This is a genomic window from Dehalobacter sp. MCB1 (assembly GCF_003590275.1).
Taxonomy (GTDB): domain Bacteria; phylum Bacillota; class Desulfitobacteriia; order Desulfitobacteriales; family Syntrophobotulaceae; genus Dehalobacter.
In genome coordinates, this window is sequence record NZ_LXPC01000001.1 from 12,169 (window position 1) to 32,400 (window position 20,232).

At 46.5% G+C, this 20,232-nt stretch carries 20 protein-coding genes; 1 reads left to right on the plus strand and 19 read right to left on the minus strand.

The window, feature by feature from the left end:
• The 18 genes from A7K50_RS00050 to A7K50_RS00140 all read right to left on the minus strand — a co-directional run bounded on the left by A7K50_RS00050 (nt 1) and on the right by A7K50_RS00140 (nt 17,734).
• Nucleotides 1-1,149, minus strand: a complete 1,149-nt coding sequence (locus A7K50_RS00050; RefSeq protein WP_119774248.1) for a 1-deoxy-D-xylulose-5-phosphate reductoisomerase — start codon at nt 1,147-1,149, stop codon at nt 1-3.
• Between the two features lie 111 nt (nt 1,150-1,260).
• Entirely contained in the window at nt 1,261-2,364 is a 1,104-nt protein-coding gene (gene ytvI, locus A7K50_RS00055; protein ID WP_199698202.1) for a sporulation integral membrane protein YtvI, read from the minus strand.
• Between the two features lie 2 nt (nt 2,365-2,366).
• Entirely contained in the window at nt 2,367-3,149 is a 783-nt protein-coding gene (locus A7K50_RS00060) for a phosphatidate cytidylyltransferase (RefSeq protein ID WP_019225598.1), read from the minus strand.
• A 10-nt stretch (nt 3,150-3,159) separates the two neighbouring features.
• The gene (locus A7K50_RS00065; protein WP_020493135.1) at nt 3,160-3,921 is read right to left on the minus strand and encodes an isoprenyl transferase; all 762 of its coding nucleotides are present in this window, start codon (nt 3,919-3,921) and stop codon (nt 3,160-3,162) included.
• Between the two features lie 469 nt (nt 3,922-4,390).
• Nucleotides 4,391-4,948 (minus strand): ribosome recycling factor, encoded by a 558-nt coding sequence (frr, locus tag A7K50_RS00075; protein ID WP_119774250.1) that lies wholly within the window; start codon nt 4,946-4,948, stop codon nt 4,391-4,393.
• A gap of 6 nt (nt 4,949-4,954) precedes the next feature.
• Nucleotides 4,955-5,671, minus strand: a complete 717-nt coding sequence (pyrH, locus tag A7K50_RS00080) for a UMP kinase (protein ID WP_019225602.1) — start codon at nt 5,669-5,671, stop codon at nt 4,955-4,957.
• A 157-nt stretch (nt 5,672-5,828) separates the two neighbouring features.
• Entirely contained in the window at nt 5,829-6,482 is a 654-nt protein-coding gene (gene tsf, locus A7K50_RS00085; RefSeq protein WP_119774251.1) for a translation elongation factor Ts, read from the minus strand.
• Between the two features lie 92 nt (nt 6,483-6,574).
• Entirely contained in the window at nt 6,575-7,312 is a 738-nt protein-coding gene (gene rpsB, locus A7K50_RS00090) for a 30S ribosomal protein S2 (protein WP_020493132.1), read from the minus strand.
• Nucleotides 7,313-7,470: 158 nt separating this feature from the next.
• On the minus strand, nt 7,471-7,929 hold the full coding sequence (locus A7K50_RS00095) for a hypothetical protein (protein ID WP_243103589.1): 459 nt from the start codon (nt 7,927-7,929) through the stop codon (nt 7,471-7,473).
• Between the two features lie 18 nt (nt 7,930-7,947).
• Nucleotides 7,948-8,739, minus strand: a complete 792-nt coding sequence (codY, locus tag A7K50_RS00100; protein ID WP_119774253.1) for a GTP-sensing pleiotropic transcriptional regulator CodY — start codon at nt 8,737-8,739, stop codon at nt 7,948-7,950.
• A 67-nt stretch (nt 8,740-8,806) separates the two neighbouring features.
• Nucleotides 8,807-10,189: an ATP-dependent protease ATPase subunit HslU gene (gene hslU, locus A7K50_RS00105; protein WP_119774254.1), complete on the minus strand. Its 1,383-nt coding sequence runs from the start codon at nt 10,187-10,189 to the stop codon at nt 8,807-8,809.
• Nucleotides 10,189-10,731 (minus strand): ATP-dependent protease subunit HslV, encoded by a 543-nt coding sequence (hslV, locus tag A7K50_RS00110; protein WP_119774255.1) that lies wholly within the window; start codon nt 10,729-10,731, stop codon nt 10,189-10,191. The genes hslU and hslV overlap by 1 nt, the downstream gene beginning before the upstream one ends.
• Before the next feature lie 102 nt (nt 10,732-10,833).
• Nucleotides 10,834-11,724, minus strand: a complete 891-nt coding sequence (xerC, locus tag A7K50_RS00115; RefSeq protein ID WP_119774256.1) for a tyrosine recombinase XerC — start codon at nt 11,722-11,724, stop codon at nt 10,834-10,836.
• A gap of 468 nt (nt 11,725-12,192) precedes the next feature.
• Nucleotides 12,193-13,503 (minus strand): methylenetetrahydrofolate--tRNA-(uracil(54)-C(5))-methyltransferase (FADH(2)-oxidizing) TrmFO, encoded by a 1,311-nt coding sequence (gene trmFO / locus A7K50_RS00120; protein ID WP_119774257.1) that lies wholly within the window; start codon nt 13,501-13,503, stop codon nt 12,193-12,195.
• 44 nt (nt 13,504-13,547) lie between these two features.
• Entirely contained in the window at nt 13,548-15,641 is a 2,094-nt protein-coding gene (gene topA / locus A7K50_RS00125; RefSeq protein ID WP_119774258.1) for a type I DNA topoisomerase, read from the minus strand.
• Between the two features lie 198 nt (nt 15,642-15,839).
• On the minus strand, nt 15,840-16,967 hold the full coding sequence (gene dprA, locus A7K50_RS00130; protein WP_119774440.1) for a DNA-processing protein DprA: 1,128 nt from the start codon (nt 16,965-16,967) through the stop codon (nt 15,840-15,842).
• A 215-nt stretch (nt 16,968-17,182) separates the two neighbouring features.
• Nucleotides 17,183-17,431, minus strand: coding sequence for a DUF2922 domain-containing protein (locus A7K50_RS00135; RefSeq protein WP_020493123.1), 249 nt, complete (start codon nt 17,429-17,431; stop codon nt 17,183-17,185).
• A 78-nt stretch (nt 17,432-17,509) separates the two neighbouring features.
• On the minus strand, nt 17,510-17,734 hold the full coding sequence (locus A7K50_RS00140) for a DUF1659 domain-containing protein (RefSeq protein ID WP_015044148.1): 225 nt from the start codon (nt 17,732-17,734) through the stop codon (nt 17,510-17,512).
• Between the two features lie 206 nt (nt 17,735-17,940).
• Between A7K50_RS00140 and A7K50_RS00145 the strand changes: the two genes are divergently transcribed.
• Nucleotides 17,941-18,870, plus strand: a complete 930-nt coding sequence (locus A7K50_RS00145; RefSeq protein ID WP_119774259.1) for a DUF3102 domain-containing protein — start codon at nt 17,941-17,943, stop codon at nt 18,868-18,870.
• 224 nt (nt 18,871-19,094) lie between these two features.
• Here the strand turns inward: A7K50_RS00145 and A7K50_RS00155 are convergent, their stop codons facing one another.
• Nucleotides 19,095-20,207: a 4Fe-4S binding protein gene (locus A7K50_RS00155; protein ID WP_119774261.1), complete on the minus strand. Its 1,113-nt coding sequence runs from the start codon at nt 20,205-20,207 to the stop codon at nt 19,095-19,097.
• Nucleotides 20,208-20,232 lie beyond the last annotated feature (25 nt).

Consider the following 20,232-nt stretch of genomic DNA (forward strand, 5'->3'; position numbering starts at 1 on the left):
TCAACCCAAATTTATTTGTGATGCAGCATACTCCCTGGCCCATCTATCCGCAGCTAGTACAGTATCCAGGTCTTTTATCACCTGAACCTGGTGGGCCTGACAAGTCTGTTCAACAAGCTCGTGCATCTGAAGATATTTTATGCGGCCTGCCAGGAAAGCATGTACACAGATTTCGTTGGCAGCATTCATGACAGCAGGAAGTGTCCCTCCCGTCTGACCGCAGGAACAAGCGAATTTCAAAAATGGAAAAGCAGCTAGATCGGGCTTCTCAAACGTTAAGCTCTTTCCGGCAAGCGAAAGCTCCGGCAAACGGTTTTCCCAGCGTTCCGGATAGGTCAGCGCATACTGAATCGGAATGCGCATATCCGGTATGCCAAGCTGGGCAAGAACAGTGCCATCATGGAATTCAACCATCGAGTGAACAATGCTCTGAGGATGAACCAGAACATCAATTTGGTTATAATCCACGCCGAAAAGAAATCTTGCCTCAATAACTTCCAAACCTTTGTTCATCATGGTTGCTGAATCAATGGTGATTTTGGCACCCATATTCCAGTTCGGATGTTTCAGCGCCATTGCCGGTGTTACCCCGGCCAGCCTTTCCCTGCTCCATCCTCTGAAAGGGCCGCCTGAAGCAGTCAGAATAATTTTTTTAACTGCATTTTCGTTGCCGCTGAGACACTGGAACACAGCAGAGTGCTCACTGTCAACAGGAATGATGGAACAGCCGTTCCGTTCTGCTGTCTGCATTACAAGTTCCCCTGCGGCAACGAGCGTTTCTTTGTTGGCCAGCGCAATATTTTTTCCTGCGTTCAGTGCAGCCAGTGTAGGTTCAAGACCAATACTGCCGCTGACAGCGGTCACAACCGTATCCACCTCTGCTGCCGTTACCGCCTCAAGCAGCCCCTCCATACCTGCCAGCACCTTGACAGGCAGGTCAGCAACCCGTTGTTTCAGAAAAAGTGCTTTTTCTTCCTGCATCATCACGGCAATCCTCGGCCTGAACTCGCGGATCTGTTGTTCAAAAAGGTCGGCCTGGGAATTGGCCGACAAAGCATAGACAGCTAATTTTCCTTCCGAATTTCTAACCACATCCAGCGTCTGCGTGCCAATTGAACCGGTGGAACCTAAAACCGAAATTATTTTCACTTTGATATCTCCAATTCAAATTCTATCCTAATTGATCATGCTTAAGTTTTACTTAAAAATAACGATGGCCTACCTAGTACATAATCTATCTAGGTTAGAGAAGGGCCTTTGCTATTCTCCCATAAAAAAGCCGGCTTTCCTGACGGCTTCATACATGACGACCAGAGCGGGGCCGATGATCAGTCCTACTGCTCCGAAAAGGTTCATGCCAATGTACATGGACATCAGGGTGGCCAGCGGATGCAGCCCGATATTCTGAGACAAAATCTTTGGTTCCAGGACCTGCCGGATCACTGTAGCGGCAAGGTAGATGACCAAGAGTTTGACTGCCGAGGCAATACTGCCGGTGAAAAGCAGTACCAAGATCCACGGGATAAATATGAGGGCCGGTCCGATAACCGGTATCAGATCGAGCAGGCCGGCCAGAATGCCAAGAGTAAAGGCATAGCTATTACCGATGATCAACAGTCCAATTGTGATCACAGCGAATGTGATGCAGACAAGAAAGGTCTGAGCTCTTAAGAATCCTACCAGTGCTGAACCAAGGTCTGCAGCGATTTGTCTGGTTTTGCCAAGATATTTCCCCTTTACCCTGCCAAACAGCCATTCCTTAACAGTCGGAAAACTCATGCTCGTCAGCAGTGTTGCTACAGTTGTAATCACAATCACAAACATCAAGCCCGGCAGCGCACCCAGAAAATTCAGCAAGCCAAGACTGCCATTTTTAAGAATGACCTGGAGTGCCGCAAGTATTTTTTCCATATTGGACTGAATCGCACTATTGATCTCAGGATTCAGCTGAATAAACTGCTGAACTAAGCCGATCTTTTCTGTCAGCATCGCCAAGGTCTGTTGATAGATCATCGGAAAAGCGGTATATAGTTCGGCTAACTCGCGGTATATCCGGCTCCCGAACAAGACCAGCAGCAGCACAAACACAATCAAAACCAGGATCACCACAAGCAGCGATGCGTAGGTTCTCTTGATTTTAAGCACATTAATCAGTTTTAATATAAGCGGTTCCAGCAGAAAAGAAAGGATAAATGCCAAAATAAAGGGCAGCAGAGCCGAGACCACTGTTCCAAGCGTTGAGCCAAAGACAGGGAAAAACTCAACGATTGCATAGGTAAAAAGTTTCAGGCTGAGTAATGCAGCTGCAATCATAACCAACCTGTTCAGATTCACCCTTAGGGAGTTTTTGGTTGTATCGTTCATGCCTATCCCACCAATCCAAGGTTAATAGAAAAAAACACCAACGGCAGCGCAAACAAAAAGCTGTCAAAGCGATCCAGGATACCGCCATGGCCTGGGATCAGTCTGCCGGAATCCTTCACCCCGGCAGTCCGTTTCAGTGCGGATTCAAAAAGATCACCGATCTGGGAGGCAATGCTGGTCAAGAGTGACAGGACAAGGATAGCCGGGAGCGTTGCTTGCTTGGTAATCAACCAGAAAACAAAACCGCAGACTAAAGCCGTCACCAGGCCGCCAACAGCCCCTTCGACTGTCTTGTTCGGGCTGACTTTCGGAGCAAGCTTTCTTTTGCCAAGCGTATTCCCGACAAAAAAAGCTCCGGTATCTGTGAGCCAGACCAGTAAGAAAACAAGAAAACACCAAGAAACGCCAAATTCTCTTAAGGAGTAGAGATAGGTAAACAGAAAGACCGGATAAATCAGCGCCAGGAAATAATACGTTGAAGACGCTAAAGACTGATTTGGATAGCGCAACGCATAACTTCCAAATGTCAGCATGAACCATATGATCGCAAGTGGCAGCATCCATTCCGTGCGGCCAAGAAGAAAAATAGCAAGCCACAAGATACTGTAAACGACTGCCGGCCATAACCTATTTATTAAACCGGCCTTTTGTCCAATCTGCAAAAACTCTTTAAGTCCAAGTAAAGCGAGAATCACAACAGCAATGGACAAATACCATCCTCCAAGCCAGGTCAAAACCAATAAAAGGGGGGCTCCGATCAGAGCACTCAAGATTCTCTTTAGCATTTTCTATCCCTCAACCTTCTTTTACGCCACCAAACCTGCGTTCCCGGTTTTGATAAATCCGAATCGTTTCAAATAATAATGCTCTGTTAAAATCCGGCCAGCATTCATTCACAATCACAATTTCTGAATAAGCGGCCTGCCAGAGCAGATAATTGCTTAAGCGCATTTCACCTGAAGTCCTGACGACAAGCTCCGGATCAGGACAATCTTTCGTATACAAATGCTTTTCAAATATTTCCTCGGTAATTTGCTGAACATCTAGCGCTCCGCTTTGGACCTCCTGCGCAACTTCCTTGACTGCTTTGAGGATTTCGATCCTGCTTCCGTAATTCAAGGCAACATTCAACACTAATCCGTTATTGTTCTTTGTTTTTTCACAAGCCTCTTGATAAGCCTTCAGGACATCCTTTGGTATATCTTCTTGCTGCCCGAAAATGCATATCTTAACATTGTTCGCATAAAGCTCGGCAAGTTCTTTGCGGACATACTCCTTCAAGAGTGACATAAGAATCCCGATCTCCGACTGTGGTCTTTTCCAGTTCTCGGTTGAAAAAGCATAGACGGTCAGATATTTGATTCCAAGCTCATCGCTACCCCTGACGACCTCCCGCAGTGCTTCTACTCCGGCCCTGTGACCGACAGAACGAGGCAATCCTTTCTGCTGGGCCCATCTTCCGTTTCCGTCCATAATGATTGCCAGATGCCGAGGGATTCTATTCATATCAATGTTTTTCAGTTGAATATCTCCACTGTCTTTCTTCCAGATTATCACAAGTATTCCTCTTTATATCTGTACTTAGTACCATGGTCATACATATTAGAGCTGACAAGATACTAGAACGGTTGCGGAAAGACCCCCTGTTCCCGAGGGGGCCATATAAAGAAAACTTGGCTGGTGCCAAGCCTTTGGCGATCGCTCCTTGCCATCCTTGGCATCGCGACACCGTGAAGCCTATTTAAACGCCTTCACGCTTCCGTGGCCGTTGACAGCCTTAGCTGCACACCTAGATATATCAGCAAGTACGTATACTTTTGATATACCAAAAAACTACTTTATAAATTTATCATGGATTAGTATAAATTTCAAATAACCATCAGCGCAACTTATTCTGGCCACACGTAAATCTCCGCAAGGAACAGCCTTTCCTACGGGGCTGGTTATCTCATAACAGAAATTCGCGCTTTCTTGTGTCAATTCCTCTTGAACGTCGTCCCACTTTTTTCCGAGCCAACGCAACACGCTACACTTCCATAATTTCTTTTTCTTTTTTCTCGAGGATATCGTCGATATCCTTCACAATTTTATCGGTAAGTTTCTGCGCTTTTTCCTGTCCTTTTTTGGAATCGTCCTCAGAGACAGTTTTATCCTTCTCGAGCTGTTTTATCTCATCAATAAGCTCCCGTCTGATATTTCGGACAGCGACCTTAGCATCTTCTGCTTTCTTTTTAACTGTCTTGACAATCTCTGCACGGCGTTCCGCCGTCAATTGCGGAATATTTAGCCTGATGACCACGCCGTCATTCGAAGGCGTAAGTCCAAGATCGGATTTAAGAATCGCCTTCTCAATATCTTTAATCGAAGATTTATCCCAGGGCTGAATGGTGATCATCCGTGGGTCAGGAACTGAGACATTGGCCAGCTGATTAATGGGGGTAGGCGTCCCGTAATAATCAACAGAAACTTTGTCCAGAACTGCCGGATTTGCCCTCCCTGCCCTGACAGATGCGAGGTCCTTCTTGAGTACCTCCTCTGTTTTATGCATTTTTTCTTCAGCGTCATTCAGAAATTCATTGAGCATTTTTCGTTACCTCCCCACATAGGTACCTATTGGTTCTCCCTTAAGTGCTTTTATAATATTGCCATTTTCTTTCAAGTTAAAAACAATGATTGGAATATCATTGTCCATGCACAACGAAGTTGCTGTCGAGTCCATCACACCCAGCCCTTTGCTGAGCACATCAAGATAGGTCAGTCTATCAAATTTCTTGGCATCAGGATTCTTCATCGGATCACTGTCAAATACGCCGTCAACCTGTTTGGCCATTAAAATAACGTCTGCTTCAATCTCTGCAGCCCGCAAAGCCGCCGTTGTATCTGTCGAAAAATAGGGATTGCCTGTCCCCGCCGCAAAAATCACAATACGGCCCTTTTCCATATGGCGGATCGCTCTTCTTCTGATATAAGGTTCTGCTACCTGCCTCATCTCAATCGCCGACAATACTCTCGTAACAATGTTGTGTTGTTCCAGAACATCCTGCAACGCCAGGGCATTCATTACAGTAGCGAGCATTCCCATATAATCAGCAGTTGTCCGGTCTATTCCCTGAGAACTCCCGGCAATGCCCCTCCAAATATTCCCTCCGCCAACGACCAGTGCCATTTCCACACCAAGCTTCTGAACTTCAGAAATCTGTCTGGCGACAGACTCCAGCATGCTGTGCGCAATTCCAAAACCCTGCTCCCCGGCAAGCGCTTCTCCGCTTAGTTTTAATACGATGCGGCGGTAACGTGCATCTGTCATAAACGAACCTCCGTACTTAGTTTATTTCTACACCAAAGATAAAAATCCTCTTGTCGCTGTACGTAGATGTAACAGAAAGCATTTATACGCTGTGTTATACGCAAAAAGCAATAAACCTTTCTGGTTCCCCTAAAAAAGAGAACACCGAAGTGTTCTCTTATCGATTTATTTCTTTCATGACTTCATCGGCAAAATTATCCTGGCGCTTTTCAATTCCTTCACCCAACTCATAGCGGGTAAATCTGCGAATAGCTATTTTCTCACCGATTTTGGCAATCTTAGCCATGACCAGGTCTTTGACTAAAATATCGGGGTCCTTGATAAAAGGCTGTTCTACAAGACAAACTTCCTTATAGAACTTCTCTATGCGGCCGTCAACCATCTTGTCGACAATTTTTTCCGGTTTCCCTTCGTTCAATGCCTGAGCCCTAAATATTTCTCTTTCATGGGCAACAACGTCAGCCGGAACATCTTCTTTATTGACATAAAGCGGTTTAGCTGCGGCGATCTGCATCGCAATATCCTTAGCCAGCTGCTTAAATTCATCTCCGCGGGACACAAAGTCGGTTTCGCAGTTTAATTCGAGCAGAACACCAATTCTGCCACCTCCATGAATGTAGGCTTCTACAGTCCCTTCGGCAGCAATTCGTCCTTCTTTTTTCGCAGCAGCAGCCAGACCTTTTTCTCTTAGGAAATCTATCGCTTTGTCCATATCGGCATTACATTCGGTTAATGCCTTTTTGCAGTCCATCATTCCGGCTCCGGTTCTTTCCCTGAGTTCTTTCACCTGAGAAGAAGTAACTTCAGCCATACGGTAACCCTCCTTTATTGAATACTTTACGACACATATAAAAACAGGGTAAGTCATGAAGAACATACCCCAATCTCACCCTGTTTTTTTAACTATTCTTCGTCTTCGGTTTGATTGCTCTCTTCAGCTTCTTCGGTATTGTCAAGACTTCCCTGTTGCCCTTCGATGATGGCATCAGCCATTTTCGCGGTGAGCAGTTTTACAGCCCGGATCGCGTCATCATTGGCAGGAATCACAACATCGATCTCGTCAGGATCACAGTTGGTGTCGACAATTCCTACGATCGGAATATTTAATCTTCTTGCCTCAGCAACGGCAATTCTTTCTTTGCGCGGATCAACGATGAATAAAACATCAGGAAGCTTCTTCATGTTTTTGATACCGCCAAGGAATCTTTCCAGCTTACCCATTTCATGACGCAGCGCAGCGACTTCCTTCTTAGGAAGAACTTCAAAAACGCCTTCTGCTTCCATTCTTTCGAGTTGATGCAGTCTTTGGACTCTCTTTTGAATCGTCTGGAAGTTCGTCAGCATTCCGCCGAGCCAACGCTCGTTAACAAAATACATGCCGCAACGTTCAGCTTCTTCTTTCACAGATTCCTGAGCCTGTTTCTTTGTGCCTACAAACAGCACAGTTCCGCCGTTTACTGCGATATCCCGGATAAAATTGAAAGCCTCGTCAACTTTTTTGACGGTTTTCTGAAGGTCAATGATATAGATACCATTTCTCTCCGTGAAAATGTAACGAGCCATTTTAGGATTCCAGCGGCGGGTCTGGTGCCCGAAGTGTACACCGGCTTCTAAAAGTTGCTTCATAGAAATTACAGCCATTGTGTTACACCTCCTCTCTTCATTTGTTTTTTCCTCCGCAGGTTCATCCCTGGTACCCTTTGCTTACGCAAAGAACTTGTACGCTAAGTCCCACTGCGTGTGTACTCCAAAAAATCACACTGCAAATAGAATATCATACCCTACTTCCGAATGCAACTTTAATTAATCCCGTAATGGGCTGCCAGATTGGATCGGATATTATGAGAAATGATAAACTCCTCCAAATCTGTAAGCAGTTCATTATAAGGAAAATAAAGATCAGTAAGGTAATACACTTTATTATTCCCGGCTTTAAGCATTACGATTTCTTCATTGTTTTTGGTCCAAAAGAATGCGGCCTTGCGAATATCTTTCGGTTCAAACGTCTTTTTACGGAATAAGGACCGGAAGATGATCGCGTGATTATCAATAACAATCCGTTTCGTTTTCGCCGTCAACCAGATCAATAGGATCAAGAGAATCGAAACAGTATAAATTCCGGAAAGGATTAGCAAATAAAGCTCCGGCAAAGTATACAGAAACAGTATCCCTCCGATCAGCAGCGGATATAGGATGATATATAGTACTCCCGGAATTACCAATGGTTTCATGCGGTAACCATATTCTTGCGCATCCATAATCATTTACCCTTCTTTTTAACGATGCCGTTTAATGTACTTATCCAGCTCGTCCAGCAGATAGTCATTCAGAACCTTGATATACGTGCCTTTCATTCCGAGAGACTTGGATTCAATCACGCCGGCTGATTCAAACTTGCGTAGCGCATTGACAATCACCGAACGGGTAATGCCAACCCTGTCGGCAATTTTGCTTGCTACCAGCAGCCCTTCGCCACCGCCCAGTTCAGCAAAAATATGTTCAACGGCCTCAAGTTCCGAGTAAGACAGTGTTCCTACCGCAATTTGTACAGCAGCTTTCTTGCGTGCTTCTTCCTCAGCATACTCAGCCTTGACCCGTAGGATTTCCATGCCGATCACGGTGGCGCCATATTCAGCAAGGATCAGATCTTCCGGCCGGAACTGCTCGCCAAACTTGGCCAGAACGAGCGTCCCAACCCTATCGCCACCTCCAAGGATAGGCACAACCGTTGTCATCTTATTGCCGAAAACACACTCGTGATGTTTGCTGAATACACAGGCATTCGCAATTTGCGTTGTGTTTGCTTTTGTTTCTGTTGTTTTAAGCAGACCCTCATTGTAGCTTTCCGGAAATCTTTCCGAATGAAGGACGATTTGTTCCATTTCCCCGCAGTGAAAATCATCCATGAAGCTGTAACCGAGGATTTTTCCCCTGCGACCGACAATATAACAGTTGGCAGCAATCTCCTGACTCAGTACCTTGGCCATCTCGTCAAAATCCACAGGTTTTCCGGCAGCACGCTGAATAAGTCCGCTAATTTTTCTGGTCTTTTCTAATACAATTTCCACAGATTACCCCCCTATTCTTGGTATTCAGGATTTTTAAATTTAAACTATGTTTTAATTTAAATACGATTTAAAGAATATATTTTGACAGGTCCTGATTCTTCGCAACATCGCCGACCCGTTTCTGGATATACTCCCGGTTAATCGTGATGGAATAATCCTCTGGCAGTTCTGAAGCTTCGAACGAAAGCTCTTCCAAGACTTTTTCGACAATGGTATGCAGTCTCCTCGCCCCGATATTTTCCGTGTAAGCGTTGACATTGTAAGCGATCTGGGCTATTTCTTCAATCGCATTCTCGGAGAAAATGACGTCGATGCCCTCTGTAGAAAGCAGCGCGCCATACTGTTTAATCAGCGAAGCCTGGGGTTCAATCAGAATCCGTTTGAAATCTGCAACACTCAACGATTCCAGCTCGACACGGATCGGCAGTCTTCCCTGAAGTTCCGGTATCAAATCGGAAGGTTTCGCTACGTGGAAAGCGCCTGCAGCAATAAACAGAATATGATCCGTCCGGACAGGCCCGTACTTGGTCATTACGGTGGATCCTTCAATCAGCGGCAGAATATCCCGCTGGACCCCTCCGCGGGAAACATCAGGACCGCCTGAAGATTCCTTGCCGGCAATCTTATCAATTTCGTCGATAAAAACGATGCCTTCCTGCTCGGTCCGGCGAATGGCTTCCTGCACCGCCTCATCTTGGTCAATCAGATTCTGGGCCTCTTCCTGTGCCAGAATTCTGCGGGCTTCTTTGACTGTTACTTTGCGTTTTTTGCGTTTCTTCGGAAACATTCCGGCCATCATGTCCTGAATGTTGACACCAAGCTCCATGCCTGAAGCACCAAGCATATCCGTATATTGGGAGCTTTCTTCCACTTCGATCTCAAGGGTATGCTCCTCTAGCTCTCCTTTTTGAAGCTTTTCTTTGAGGAATTCCCTGTCTTTTTCTACTTCCGGAGGAACAGGACTTTCTTTTTCAGGTTCATGATCCTGGTTGAATAAATACTGAAACGGATTAACATTGGATGACTCTTTCTTTTTACTCGGGACAAGAATTGCCAGAAGCCGTTTCTCTGCATTCTTCTCAGCCTGAGCTTCAACTTCTTGCATTTTTTCGCTTTTGACCATACGCAAAGAGATTTCCGTTAAATCCCGAATAATCGATTCAACATCCCTGCCGACATAGCCGACTTCGGTAAACTTTGTGGCTTCCACTTTGGTAAACGGAGCCTTGACGAGCTTCGCCAGGCGCCGGGCAATTTCTGTCTTGCCTACCCCTGTAGGCCCAATCATTAAAATATTTTTCGGAAGAACATCCTCCTGCAGGGCTGCAGGCAGAAGCGAGCGGCGGTACCTATTGCGCAGAGCAATGGCCACGGCTCTTTTGGCCTGCTTTTGCCCAACAATATATTTATCCAGTTCGGCGACGATTTCCTTTGGTGTAAGCTGTTCCATTAGTCCGCGTCCTCCAGTTCTTCCACGACAATATTTTCATTGGTATAAACACAAATAGAGGCAGCCACTTTCATGGCTTCCCTGACAAGCTCTCCCGCGTTAAGATCTGTATGTATATTCAGGGCGCGTGCCGCAGCCAACGCGTAATTTCCGCCTGATCCAATGGCGGCAATGCCGTCGTCAGGCTCAATGACTTCCCCTGAGCCGGAAATCAGCAGAATTGTATTTTTATCGGCCACGATCAGCAATGCTTCAAGGTTTCTGAGCATCCTGTCCGTCCGCCATTCTTTGGCCAACTCTACAGACGCTCTCTGCAAATTGCCGTGATATTCCTCGAGCTTTCCTTCAAATTTTTCGAAAAGCGTAAAAGCGTCGGCCACAGAACCAGCAAATCCCGCCAGGACTTTTCCTTGATACAAACGGCGAATCTTACGGGCCGTATGCTTCATCACTGTCGCTTGTCCCATGGTAACCTGGCCGTCACCTGCAATAGCCACCTTTGATCCTTTTTTAATTGCGATAATCGTCGTTGCATGAAACATGGATATGTTCCCCCTCAATTTGCAGTGTACTTATTATTGGCTGAAGAGTCAAGGGTAATTTTCAAAAATGCAGTAGTTTTTATGAATATTCTAAATATTACTTCATTTTGCTCTCGGATGAGCTTTCAGGTAGACGCTCCGAAGTTTTTCCCTGGACAGGTGCGTGTAAATCTGGGTTGAAGACAATTTTTTATGCCCCAGCAGCTCCTGAACACTTCTTAAATCCGCGCCGCCCTCCAGCAGGTGCGTTGCAAATGTATGACGGAGCATATGGGGATGAACATGCTGGTTAAGCTTAGCGGTTTTCTCCAGTTTGTCCAGGATCCGGCGCACTGAGCGCGAACTTAGCCGCATATCTTTGTAGTTTAAAATCAGCGCTTCCTGTTGATCATCCCGCTGCAGTAGGTATCTTTTGATTGCCTCTTCCGCCGGTTCCGTCAAAGGAACGATCCGCTCCTTTTTCCCTTTCCCGAACACCCTGATCAGGCTGCCATCAAGATCCACATCTGATTTATTCAAGCTGACAAGCTCGCTTACTCTAAGTCCTGAACCATAAAGCAGTTCGACAATCACCTGGTCGCGCAGTCCGTTCTTTTCATCCTGATTTGAAGCTTCCAGAAGCTTTTCCATATGCTCCTGGAAAAGAAAACGCGGGAGATTTTTGCCGACTTTGGGCGTCGCAATTTTCTGTACAGGGTTCTGGCTGACAATTTCTTCACGGCAGAGAAATTTAAAAAAAGAACGCATTGCAGCGATTTTTCGGGCAATGCTTTTTCTTTTCAGTTCCCTTTCCGTCATCTGACCAATGTAACTGCGGACAATATATTTATCGATCTGGTTAACATCGAGACTTTCGGTTTCCATCCCACATTCATGGGCAGAAAACTCCAGAAACTGAATGATATCACTCTGATAAGCGGCAAGCGTCAGTTCGGAAGAATTTTTGGTTTTGAGGTAAGCGGAGAACAAATCAAGGGCCTTATCTGCCAGCACCTGTTTCACCACCCATTCATTATGTATTAGACTGATTCATAAAGCCTATTTCGGGTTAGTCTCCGTAATGGATGACCGCTTTCGGCTGTTGTGCCATCCATGGCAAGTCGCTCTTTGCCATCCGTGGCATCGCGACATTAGGCCATCCGTGGCCGTCAAAAAGCCGCGCTGCGCACTCCATGCTCCGCTTGACGCTGGACATCCATTACGGAGACTTGTCTGGAGTAGTATAAGCTTTTTTGGAGTTAGCGTTATTCTGAGAACCTATTCTAGTATACCGTTCTCTAAATAACTAGACATTTAAACCTTCATAGCTGGGGCTGTGTGCCACAGTTCCAGCGTAAGCGGAGCATGGATGCGGAGCGCGGCTGTTAGCGCCATGGAGGGCGCTATCTGCCGAGAGCAGAATGTGGCGCGCAGACCAGACCCAAATAAATATATTTGTCAAATTATTAAAAGATCAATGTACTAGAGTTGTTTTTCTTCGATGAATCTTTCCAGTTCGCGCAGGGCCCTTGCTGATAACCTTGTATTTTTTTCGCGTTTTCCTTTGATTCGTTCTCCTAGAGGAGAGATTAAACCAAAGTTCATATTCATCGGCTGAAAATGAACACTGGGCGAACCTTCTAAATGGCGGGCGAGTCCGCCAAGCGCTGTTTCAGGCGGGAAGACAAGCGTATCCTGTCCGTTCAGCAGACGTGCCATATTCAATCCGGCCAAAAAACCGCTGGCTGCTGATTCGACATAGCCTTCCACACCTGTAATCTGACCGGCAAAAAACAGATCCGGCTTCACCCGGCAGCTAAAATCGGCATTTAGGACTTCAGGTGCATTCAGAAACGAATTCCTGTGCATGACGCCGTAACGTACGAATTCCGCGTGTTCTAAGCCTGGTATCAGCCTGAACACGCGTTTTTGTTCGCTCCACTTTAAATGTGTCTGGAAGCCAACCAAATTCAAAAGGCTTCCCTGGATATTTTCTTTCCGCAGCTGAACCACAGCAAACGGTTTTTTACCGGTATGCGGGTTCATAATCCCGACAGGTTTTAACGGCCCGAAGGCCATCGTCATAAGCCCGCGCTGGGCCATGACCTCGATTGGCATACAGCCTTCAAACACCAGATTTTTTTCAAAACCTTGAACCTCGGCAGCTTCAGCCTGAATCAGGGCCTCATAAAAAGTTTCATATTCTTCTTTGCTGAGTGGGCAATTCAGATAGTCTGCCTCACCTTTGTCGTAGCGGGATGCCCAAAAAGCTTTGGATAGATCGACGGTCTCAAGATCGACAATCGGCGCCGCCGCATCAAAGAAAGACAACGCCTCTTTCCCGGTCAGCCGCAGAATATCCGCAGCAAGTTCATCCGTTGTCAGCGGCCCTGTGGCAATGATCACTTTTTCGTCCGCCGGAATCGTTTTCACTTCCTCGCGGATGATATTAATATTCGGATGACCGGAGATCTTATCGGTAACCATTTGCGCAAAAAGATTCCTGTCAACAGCCAAAGCCCCTCCGGCCGGTACAGAAGTCTGGTCTGCTGCCGCCATGATCAGCGAATTCAGACGCCTCATTTCTTCCTTGAGCAGCCCGACCGCATTTTCAAGGCCGGCAGCCCTCAGCGAATTGCTGCAAACCAGCTCGGCAAATCGTTCCGTTTGATGAACAGGTGTGTTTTTCAGCGGACGCATTTCATAAAGATCGACGTCAATCCCGCGCTGGGCCATCTGCCAGGCAGCTTCGGGCCCCGCAAGGCCCGCGCCAATGATTGTCGCTTTTGCCATAGTACCCATCCTAGTCGTGTAGTATCGTTCTTAGATTCTCATTTTTATTCTGTTTCCTTGATTTCTTCGGTAAACCTGCAGTCATGATTGATGCAGGCATATTTTTTGTTTTTTCTGGTACTTTTCTCGGTCATTACCCCGCCGCACTCCGGACAAGGGTGAGGTGCCGGTTTCTCCCATGAAATAAAATCGCAGTCCGGGTATTTGCTGCAGCCGTAAAACTTACGTCCTTTTTTCGATCTCCTGACGACAAGTTTTTCTCCGCATTTCGGGCAGTTCACGCCGATTTCCTCGAGTAAGGGTCGCGCATTCCGGCAGTCAGGAAAACCCGGGCAAGCCAAAAACTTTCCGAACCGTCCCATCTTGATGACCATATTCCTGCCGCAAAGTTCACAGACTTCATCTGAAACTTCATCCTCAACTTTGATTTTGCCGATCTTCTGCTCAGCTTTCTCAAGTGTATCGGCAAACGGGCCGTAAAATTCTCCGACAATCTTCTTCCAATCCGATTTTCCGTCTTCGATATCGTCAAGCTTTTCCTCCATGTTGGCTGTAAACTCCTGGTCGACAATATCCGGAAAATGCTCTTTCAGCAAGTTGATCACAATTTCACCAAGTTCGGTTGGAACAAGTTTCTTCTCTTCCTTTGCTACATAGCCCCTCGTTTGAATCGTTTCAATCGTCGGTGCATACGTACTCGGACGCCCAATCCCCTCTTCCTCCATTTTCCGGACCAAGGTTGCCTCAGTATAACGCGCCGGGGGCTCGGTGAAATGCTGCTTCTCCTGAAGCTGCCTTAACTGCAGCTTCTGCCCGATCGAGAGATCTCCTTTCAGGCAGTTTTCCTCATTATCCAGTTTTTCCGGTTCATCGGTGCTTTCTTCATAGACGGTAAGATATCCCGGAAACTTCACTGCTGAAGCATTGGCTCTTAAAAGGTAATCACCGGCCAGAACGTCTACGGTAATCGTATCATAAACCGCCGCACTCATCTGACTGGCAACAAAACGGTCCCATATCAGCCGGTAAAGCTTGAACTGCTCTCGTCCGAGAAAGCCTTTGACGGATTCAGGCGTCCTGAGAGCGGATGTTGGCCTGATTGCCTCATGCGCTTCCTGGGTCCGGCCTTTGCTGGCAAATTTCCTCGGCTCTTCGGGATAATAGGTTTCGCCGTAAGTCTCGATGATAAAACCTTTGGCCTCTTCCTGGGCAGTGTCGGCAATCCGGACAGAGTCCGTACGCATATACGAAATTAATCCGACCGTACCGGCCTTCCCGAGATCAAGTCCTTCATAGAGCTGCTGGGCCAGCATCATCGTCTTTTTGGGTGTATAGTTTAATTTGCGGTAGGCTTCCTGCTGGAGACTGCTGGTCGTAAAAGGAGGCGCCGGCTGTTTTCGTTTTTCCTTCGTTTTTACCTCTCCGACTGTGAATGCGGCTGCCCGGAGTTCCCGCAATACTTCATCCATCTGCTCGCGGCCCGAGATCGTCAGCTTTTTGCCTTGCTTATGAAGCAGTTTGGCGGCAAAACTGCCTCCCTGGCACAAAAATTCCGCATCCAGGGTCCAGTACTCTTCCGGTTCAAAGTTGCGGATTTCTTCTTCTCTGTCACAGATCATTCTGACCGCAACAGATTGAACACGTCCGGCACTTAAACCTTTTTTAACTTTCCGCCACAAAAGCGGGCTCAATTTGTAGCCCACCAGTCTGTCCAAAACCCTGCGCGCCTGCTGGGCATCTACGAGATGCATATCCAGTTTGCGAGGTTTTTTAACGGCATTTTGAATCGTTGGTTTCGTTATTTCATGAAATTCGATCCTGCTCAGCTCTTCGGGATTCAGACCGAGCAAGTGCGTCAAGTGCCAGGCAATCGCTTCACCTTCCCTGTCGGGGTCGGACGCCAGCAAGACACGGTCGGCAGTTTTAGCTGCAGCTTTAAGGTCTTTGACCAAATCGCCGCGTCCTCTGATCGCAATGTATTTTGGCTCAAAATTATGATCGATATCAACCCCGATCTGGCTCTTTGGCAAATCTCGCAGATGTCCCATGGAAGCTTTAACCAGATAATTTTTGGACAAAAATTTGCTGATAGATTTTGCCTTGGCCGGGGATTCAACGATGACCAAAGTTTTCGACATGCTTCACCTCATGATTTCTCTCAATGTAATTCTATTGTATCTATATTGATTAAAATTTGATTAATATTATTAAATAATGTTCCTTAATCCTATGCATCATTCAGATTTAATGCATAAAAAAAATAGCAACACAAATTATACCATTTATTTTCAAAACCACAATGGTAAAACGAAATATTGTAAATATGAATAACGTTTTTAACGCTGAAGGACATAATGTTGGCCTGGCAGCTGCAAAACCTCTCCGGCAAGCTGAAGCTCCAGCAGTCCCAGTGCAATGCCCTGAGCCGGAAGCGGGCATAAGGCAGCCAACCGGTCAATATGCAGCGGGACATCGCTCAAACACCCCAGGATTTCAGCCCATTTCGATTCTGTTTGCATCATTCCCTTAGACCTTACCCGAGTCATTCCTTCCAGACATGCCGGAACTTCTGCTAGCCTGCTTTCGGGTGTGAACGGAGCCAGTTCGCTCAGTACATCCCTCATGTCCTCCGTTACTTTTGCACCCATCCGCAGCAGCTGATGTGTTCCCCGGCTTAGCTCGCTGAAGATTGGACCTGGAACAGCGTACACCTCCCGTCCCTGTTCCAGGGCATAGTCAGCTGTAATCAGTGCGCCGCTTTTTTCGGCTGCTTCGACTACAATAACTCCGCGGGACGAACCGCTGATCAGCCTGTTCCTGGCCGGGAACTGTCCTGGCTCGGGCGGGATACCCGGTGGATACTCACTTAGCAGCGCACCTTTTTCGATGATGGAATTTGCGAGCTCCTTATTTTCGTACGGATAGATTGTATCCAACCCTCCGGCCATAAAGGCCCAAGTAATCCCACCGGCTTCAAGCGCCCCTTGATGCGCTGCCGTATCTATGCCTCGGGCTAGGCCGCTGACTACGGCATAACCTTCTCTGGCAATCCCGCCGGCTAAAAAAGAGGCCGCTGCTTTACCATAGGGTGAAGCCTTTCTCGCACCAACCACCGCTATTCCCTCCTTCTGCTCCTGAAGCACACCTTTGTAAAACAGCACGGGAGGCGCATCCGCGCACTCAGCGAGTAAATACGGATACACGAACTCTCCCGGCATGACCAAGGATATACCTTCCCTCTGAAGTCTTTCCTGAAGCCTTTCAGGATTAAGTTCGACCCTGTGTTGCAGAAATTCTTTCACCCAAACGAGATGGGCTAACTCGGAAAAAGCACCGGCAGGCGCTTCCAGAGCTTCAGCAGCACCCCCAAAATAGGCTATCAGCTGACGCAGCCTTTGACTACCGATCCCCGGAATGGTCAAAATACTTGCTCTAAAGACTTTTTCCTGAATTATTTTCATCATGATCCCTCCAACAACAGCGATTCTACGCATTCCATATTTTTCCTGCCTGAAGCATTTATTTTGTATCATTTTGTCCATCCAGGATATCAACGAGGGTAAGCTGGCCGCTCATGTTTTATCTGAGATGTTTGGGAATGAAGAGAACGAAGAAAGAGGCAGCGCCTTAAGAACTGGGTGCAGTTCAAAAGGCGCCTCCTTTTCTATGGGCAAATTGCTTACGCTACCGGCGGATCATAGAGATCGTTGGTCGTCATGTCAATCACCCGGATATCCCGTATCGTGGCCAGTTCGCCGCTGGGGCTGTTAAAAATATTCTTGGCTATAACCATTTCCATCGCGGTCTGGGCCTCAGCCAGCGTCAGGTTCACCCTCGGCTGGGGGACGGAAATAATGAAGGATTTGCCGCCGGTAGTAAGAAAAGTTAGCTTTAACACCTTGCTTGTAATAATCGCGATTTTAATCACCCCCTAAAGATTTGCCTTGACAATCGCCTTGGCATTTACACTTTACCTAGCTAGTCTTTCAGGCAGATTTCCCACTGCTTATTCATTCGTAAGCTCCCAGTTCTTGCTGAGCACAACATTCAGCAGTGGATACTGGCTCAGACTGGATAGAGCCGCTACAACATCATAGATGTCTTGACTTGTGGCTGTAGGCTTCACATAATTCAGGCTTTTCTTTTGGGTCACCGGGCCGCCTGCCGGCGAAGTCCCGGTTTGGTATTTTGTTGACACGATCGAATCCAACGTTATTTCTGTCACTGCCATGGTTTATCCCTCCCTTCAACAGTTGACAAGCAGGGCTTGTTCGTTCCCGACCTTATATACTATGAGAAAGATTGTCCAATGTTAAAGATCTGGGGAAATAAAAGATTTCTTCCCTAAAATAAAAAGCCTGACGACTGAGCTTGTCACACTTTCAAGCCTGGCCACATATCCTACGAGTGAAATTAGCCCCAAGGAGTGTGGATATCATGACTGATCCAGTAACAAATACATTATCTAATACAGTAACGGATATCATCAGCGGACGCACGCCGCATGTCATCGCGGCTGAAATTAATATGATCAAATACCAGACGGAGAGGATCTACCTTGCCGCCGCTGTTGAGATTGGAAGGCGGTTGACGGAGGCCAAAGCCTTGCTTAAGTATGGAGAATGGGGCAAGTGGCTGGAGAAGTCGGTCAGTTACTCTCAGAGTACGGCCGACAGACTTATGAAGGTCTTCAGAGAGTATGGGAGCAAACTGCCCGATGCTTTTGCCGGTAACTTAGAATCCGCACCAGTGCAGAATTTGACATACTCCCAGGCGGTCATCCTCTTAGGAGTCCCGGAAGAAGAACGAGAACAATTTATCATCGATATGGATATTGAGGGCATGACCAATCAGGAACTCAGGAAAGCGGTCAAGGAACGGACGGAGGCCCGGCAAGAAAAAGACCAGGCCTTACAGGAAAAAGACCTAGCCCTGCAGGAGAACACGGATCTCCAGAAAACAGTGGAAGACCAAAGCGGTATCATCACCGGCCTGACTGCGGAGCTCGCCAATCTGAAGGTCCAATTGGAGAACGTCAAGACGTCCAAAGAAGAACTCGCTAAAACGGCCAGACAGCTGAATGATTCGCTGGAATCGCTCCAAAAAAGCTCATCCGCCAAGGGCTACGAGCGGATGAAAACAAACTTTATTAATACTTCGCTCAAAGTCAGGGCCAACCAAATCGCCTTCCTCTGTGAAAGCTTGGATCAAACCATGAAGGAAGTAAAGCATAAGCTGCTCCAGATCGCCCCTAATGACAAGGAGACGTATATCATTTATAAGAATAAAGTTTACGATCTTCTGGACGTGTGGCTTAAAGACGAGACGTGGAGCAGGCAAACTCACCCCATCAGAGATACGCAGTAAGGCATATTACTGGGCCGGGCCTCTAACCAATCTGTTTGCTCTGATAATTCTAACCATATTTGGATTAATAACATCTTTTATCCTTAAAAAATACGGTACATTTGTCAATAGTTAATATCAAAGCAACTTTACAAAATCACCAATCAGAATACAAATTATAATCCTTAAGAAATAGACAAAAAGAAACAGCCGACCAATATATCCTGACCGACTGTAATATACTATTACTTCTCTTTCACTTCTTCCAGATTGAACTCCGGTACTACCTTGGAAATATCCTTTAATTTAGTATTTTTATTCACTTCTTGCGGAATACCCAGGAGTTCATAGGTTTCTGCCAAAGATAAGCCAGTTGCTTTTGCTGTATCTTCAATTGTGTACGAACCTTTGACCTCGATCAGGGAAACAGTCTGCCCCTTGGGTGGCGCTGAAGTAACTTGATAGTTTCCTGTGGCCTCTGCTACGGCTATTGTTCCGAAAAATAGAACAATTACCATGATCAGGGCTGCCAAAGGATGAACTTTTCTTTTGGCTATTTTAACTTCCAAAGCGCCCTTTTTCGGGCAAGCTAAAATACACTCATTGCAGTTAAGGCATTCCGCACTGGTTACTTTATCTGCTTTGGCGACATCAATATTAATCGGGCAAGCCTTATTGCAGGCCTTGCAGTTAATACATATTTGATTGTCCCTTTCAATTCTGGTCGGGCTTATTTTTCCTATAAAGGCATAAAAAGCTCCAGCAGGACAAAGGTATTTGCAGAAGAAACGATCATATAACAATGAACCGAGCAAAGTTATGAATAATAGTATAAATCCGACAATTGCCGCAGCATCTTCCTGAATGGTTTGAGATACTACCATTAAATGAGAATAGGCTGAATAAGGATCATAGGGCGACATCCAAAGCGTCCCTGTATACCAAGCCATAACAAGGGTTAGTACCAATATAACATATTTTAAATAACGCAGAGGTTTATCAATAAAAAGCGGTATAGTATAACGTTTTTTGAATATCTTCTTTCCCAGTCTGGCAAATAGTTCCTGCAGCGCTCCGAAGGGACAAAGCAAACCGCAGAAGCTTCTCCGGAAAATAACGGCCAGGATTACAGTCAATACCAACAGCACAACAGTCCCGGAAAATATTTTCTTAATATAACTCCCGGCGAAAAGTATAGTATATAAGCTTTCCAGCGCTCCAAAAGGGCACAGGGCATGTACGGAAGCCGCTTTTGCCGCTCCGAGAGCCTGGTGCAAATATCCTTCAACCGTAATCCAGGCCAGCAGCCCGACTAAAACCACAATCCTCAGCCACTTGGCAATTTTATTACTCTTCATTAAGACACCTCTTTCCCTTCTGAAA

Coding starts and splice junctions, on each gene's coding strand:
- ytvI (WP_199698202.1), bottom strand. CDS start 2,364: ATGAACGATACAACCAAAAACTCCCTAAGGGTGAATCTGAACAGGTTG.
- A7K50_RS00060 (WP_019225598.1), bottom strand. CDS start 3,149: ATGCTAAAGAGAATCTTGAGTGCTCTGATCGGAGCCCCCCTTTTATTG.
- frr (WP_119774250.1), bottom strand. CDS start 4,948: ATGCTCAATGAATTTCTGAATGACGCTGAAGAAAAAATGCATAAAACA.
- pyrH (WP_019225602.1), bottom strand. CDS start 5,671: ATGACAGATGCACGTTACCGCCGCATCGTATTAAAACTAAGCGGAGAA.
- tsf (WP_119774251.1), bottom strand. CDS start 6,482: ATGGCTGAAGTTACTTCTTCTCAGGTGAAAGAACTCAGGGAAAGAACC.
- rpsB (WP_020493132.1), bottom strand. CDS start 7,312: ATGGCTGTAATTTCTATGAAGCAACTTTTAGAAGCCGGTGTACACTTC.
- A7K50_RS00095 (WP_243103589.1), bottom strand. CDS start 7,929: ATGGATGCGCAAGAATATGGTTACCGCATGAAACCATTGGTAATTCCG.
- hslU (WP_119774254.1), bottom strand. CDS start 10,189: ATGGAACAGCTTACACCAAAGGAAATCGTCGCCGAACTGGATAAATAT.
- hslV (WP_119774255.1), bottom strand. CDS start 10,731: ATGTTTCATGCAACGACGATTATCGCAATTAAAAAAGGATCAAAGGTG.
- trmFO (WP_119774257.1), bottom strand. CDS start 13,503: ATGGCAAAAGCGACAATCATTGGCGCGGGCCTTGCGGGGCCCGAAGCT.
- topA (WP_119774258.1), bottom strand. CDS start 15,641: ATGTCGAAAACTTTGGTCATCGTTGAATCCCCGGCCAAGGCAAAATCT.
- dprA (WP_119774440.1), bottom strand. CDS start 16,967: ATGATGAAAATAATTCAGGAAAAAGTCTTTAGAGCAAGTATTTTGACC.
- A7K50_RS00140 (WP_015044148.1), bottom strand. CDS start 17,734: ATGGCAGTGACAGAAATAACGTTGGATTCGATCGTGTCAACAAAATAC.
- A7K50_RS00145 (WP_119774259.1), top strand. CDS start 17,941: ATGACTGATCCAGTAACAAATACATTATCTAATACAGTAACGGATATC.
- A7K50_RS00155 (WP_119774261.1), bottom strand. CDS start 20,207: ATGAAGAGTAATAAAATTGCCAAGTGGCTGAGGATTGTGGTTTTAGTC.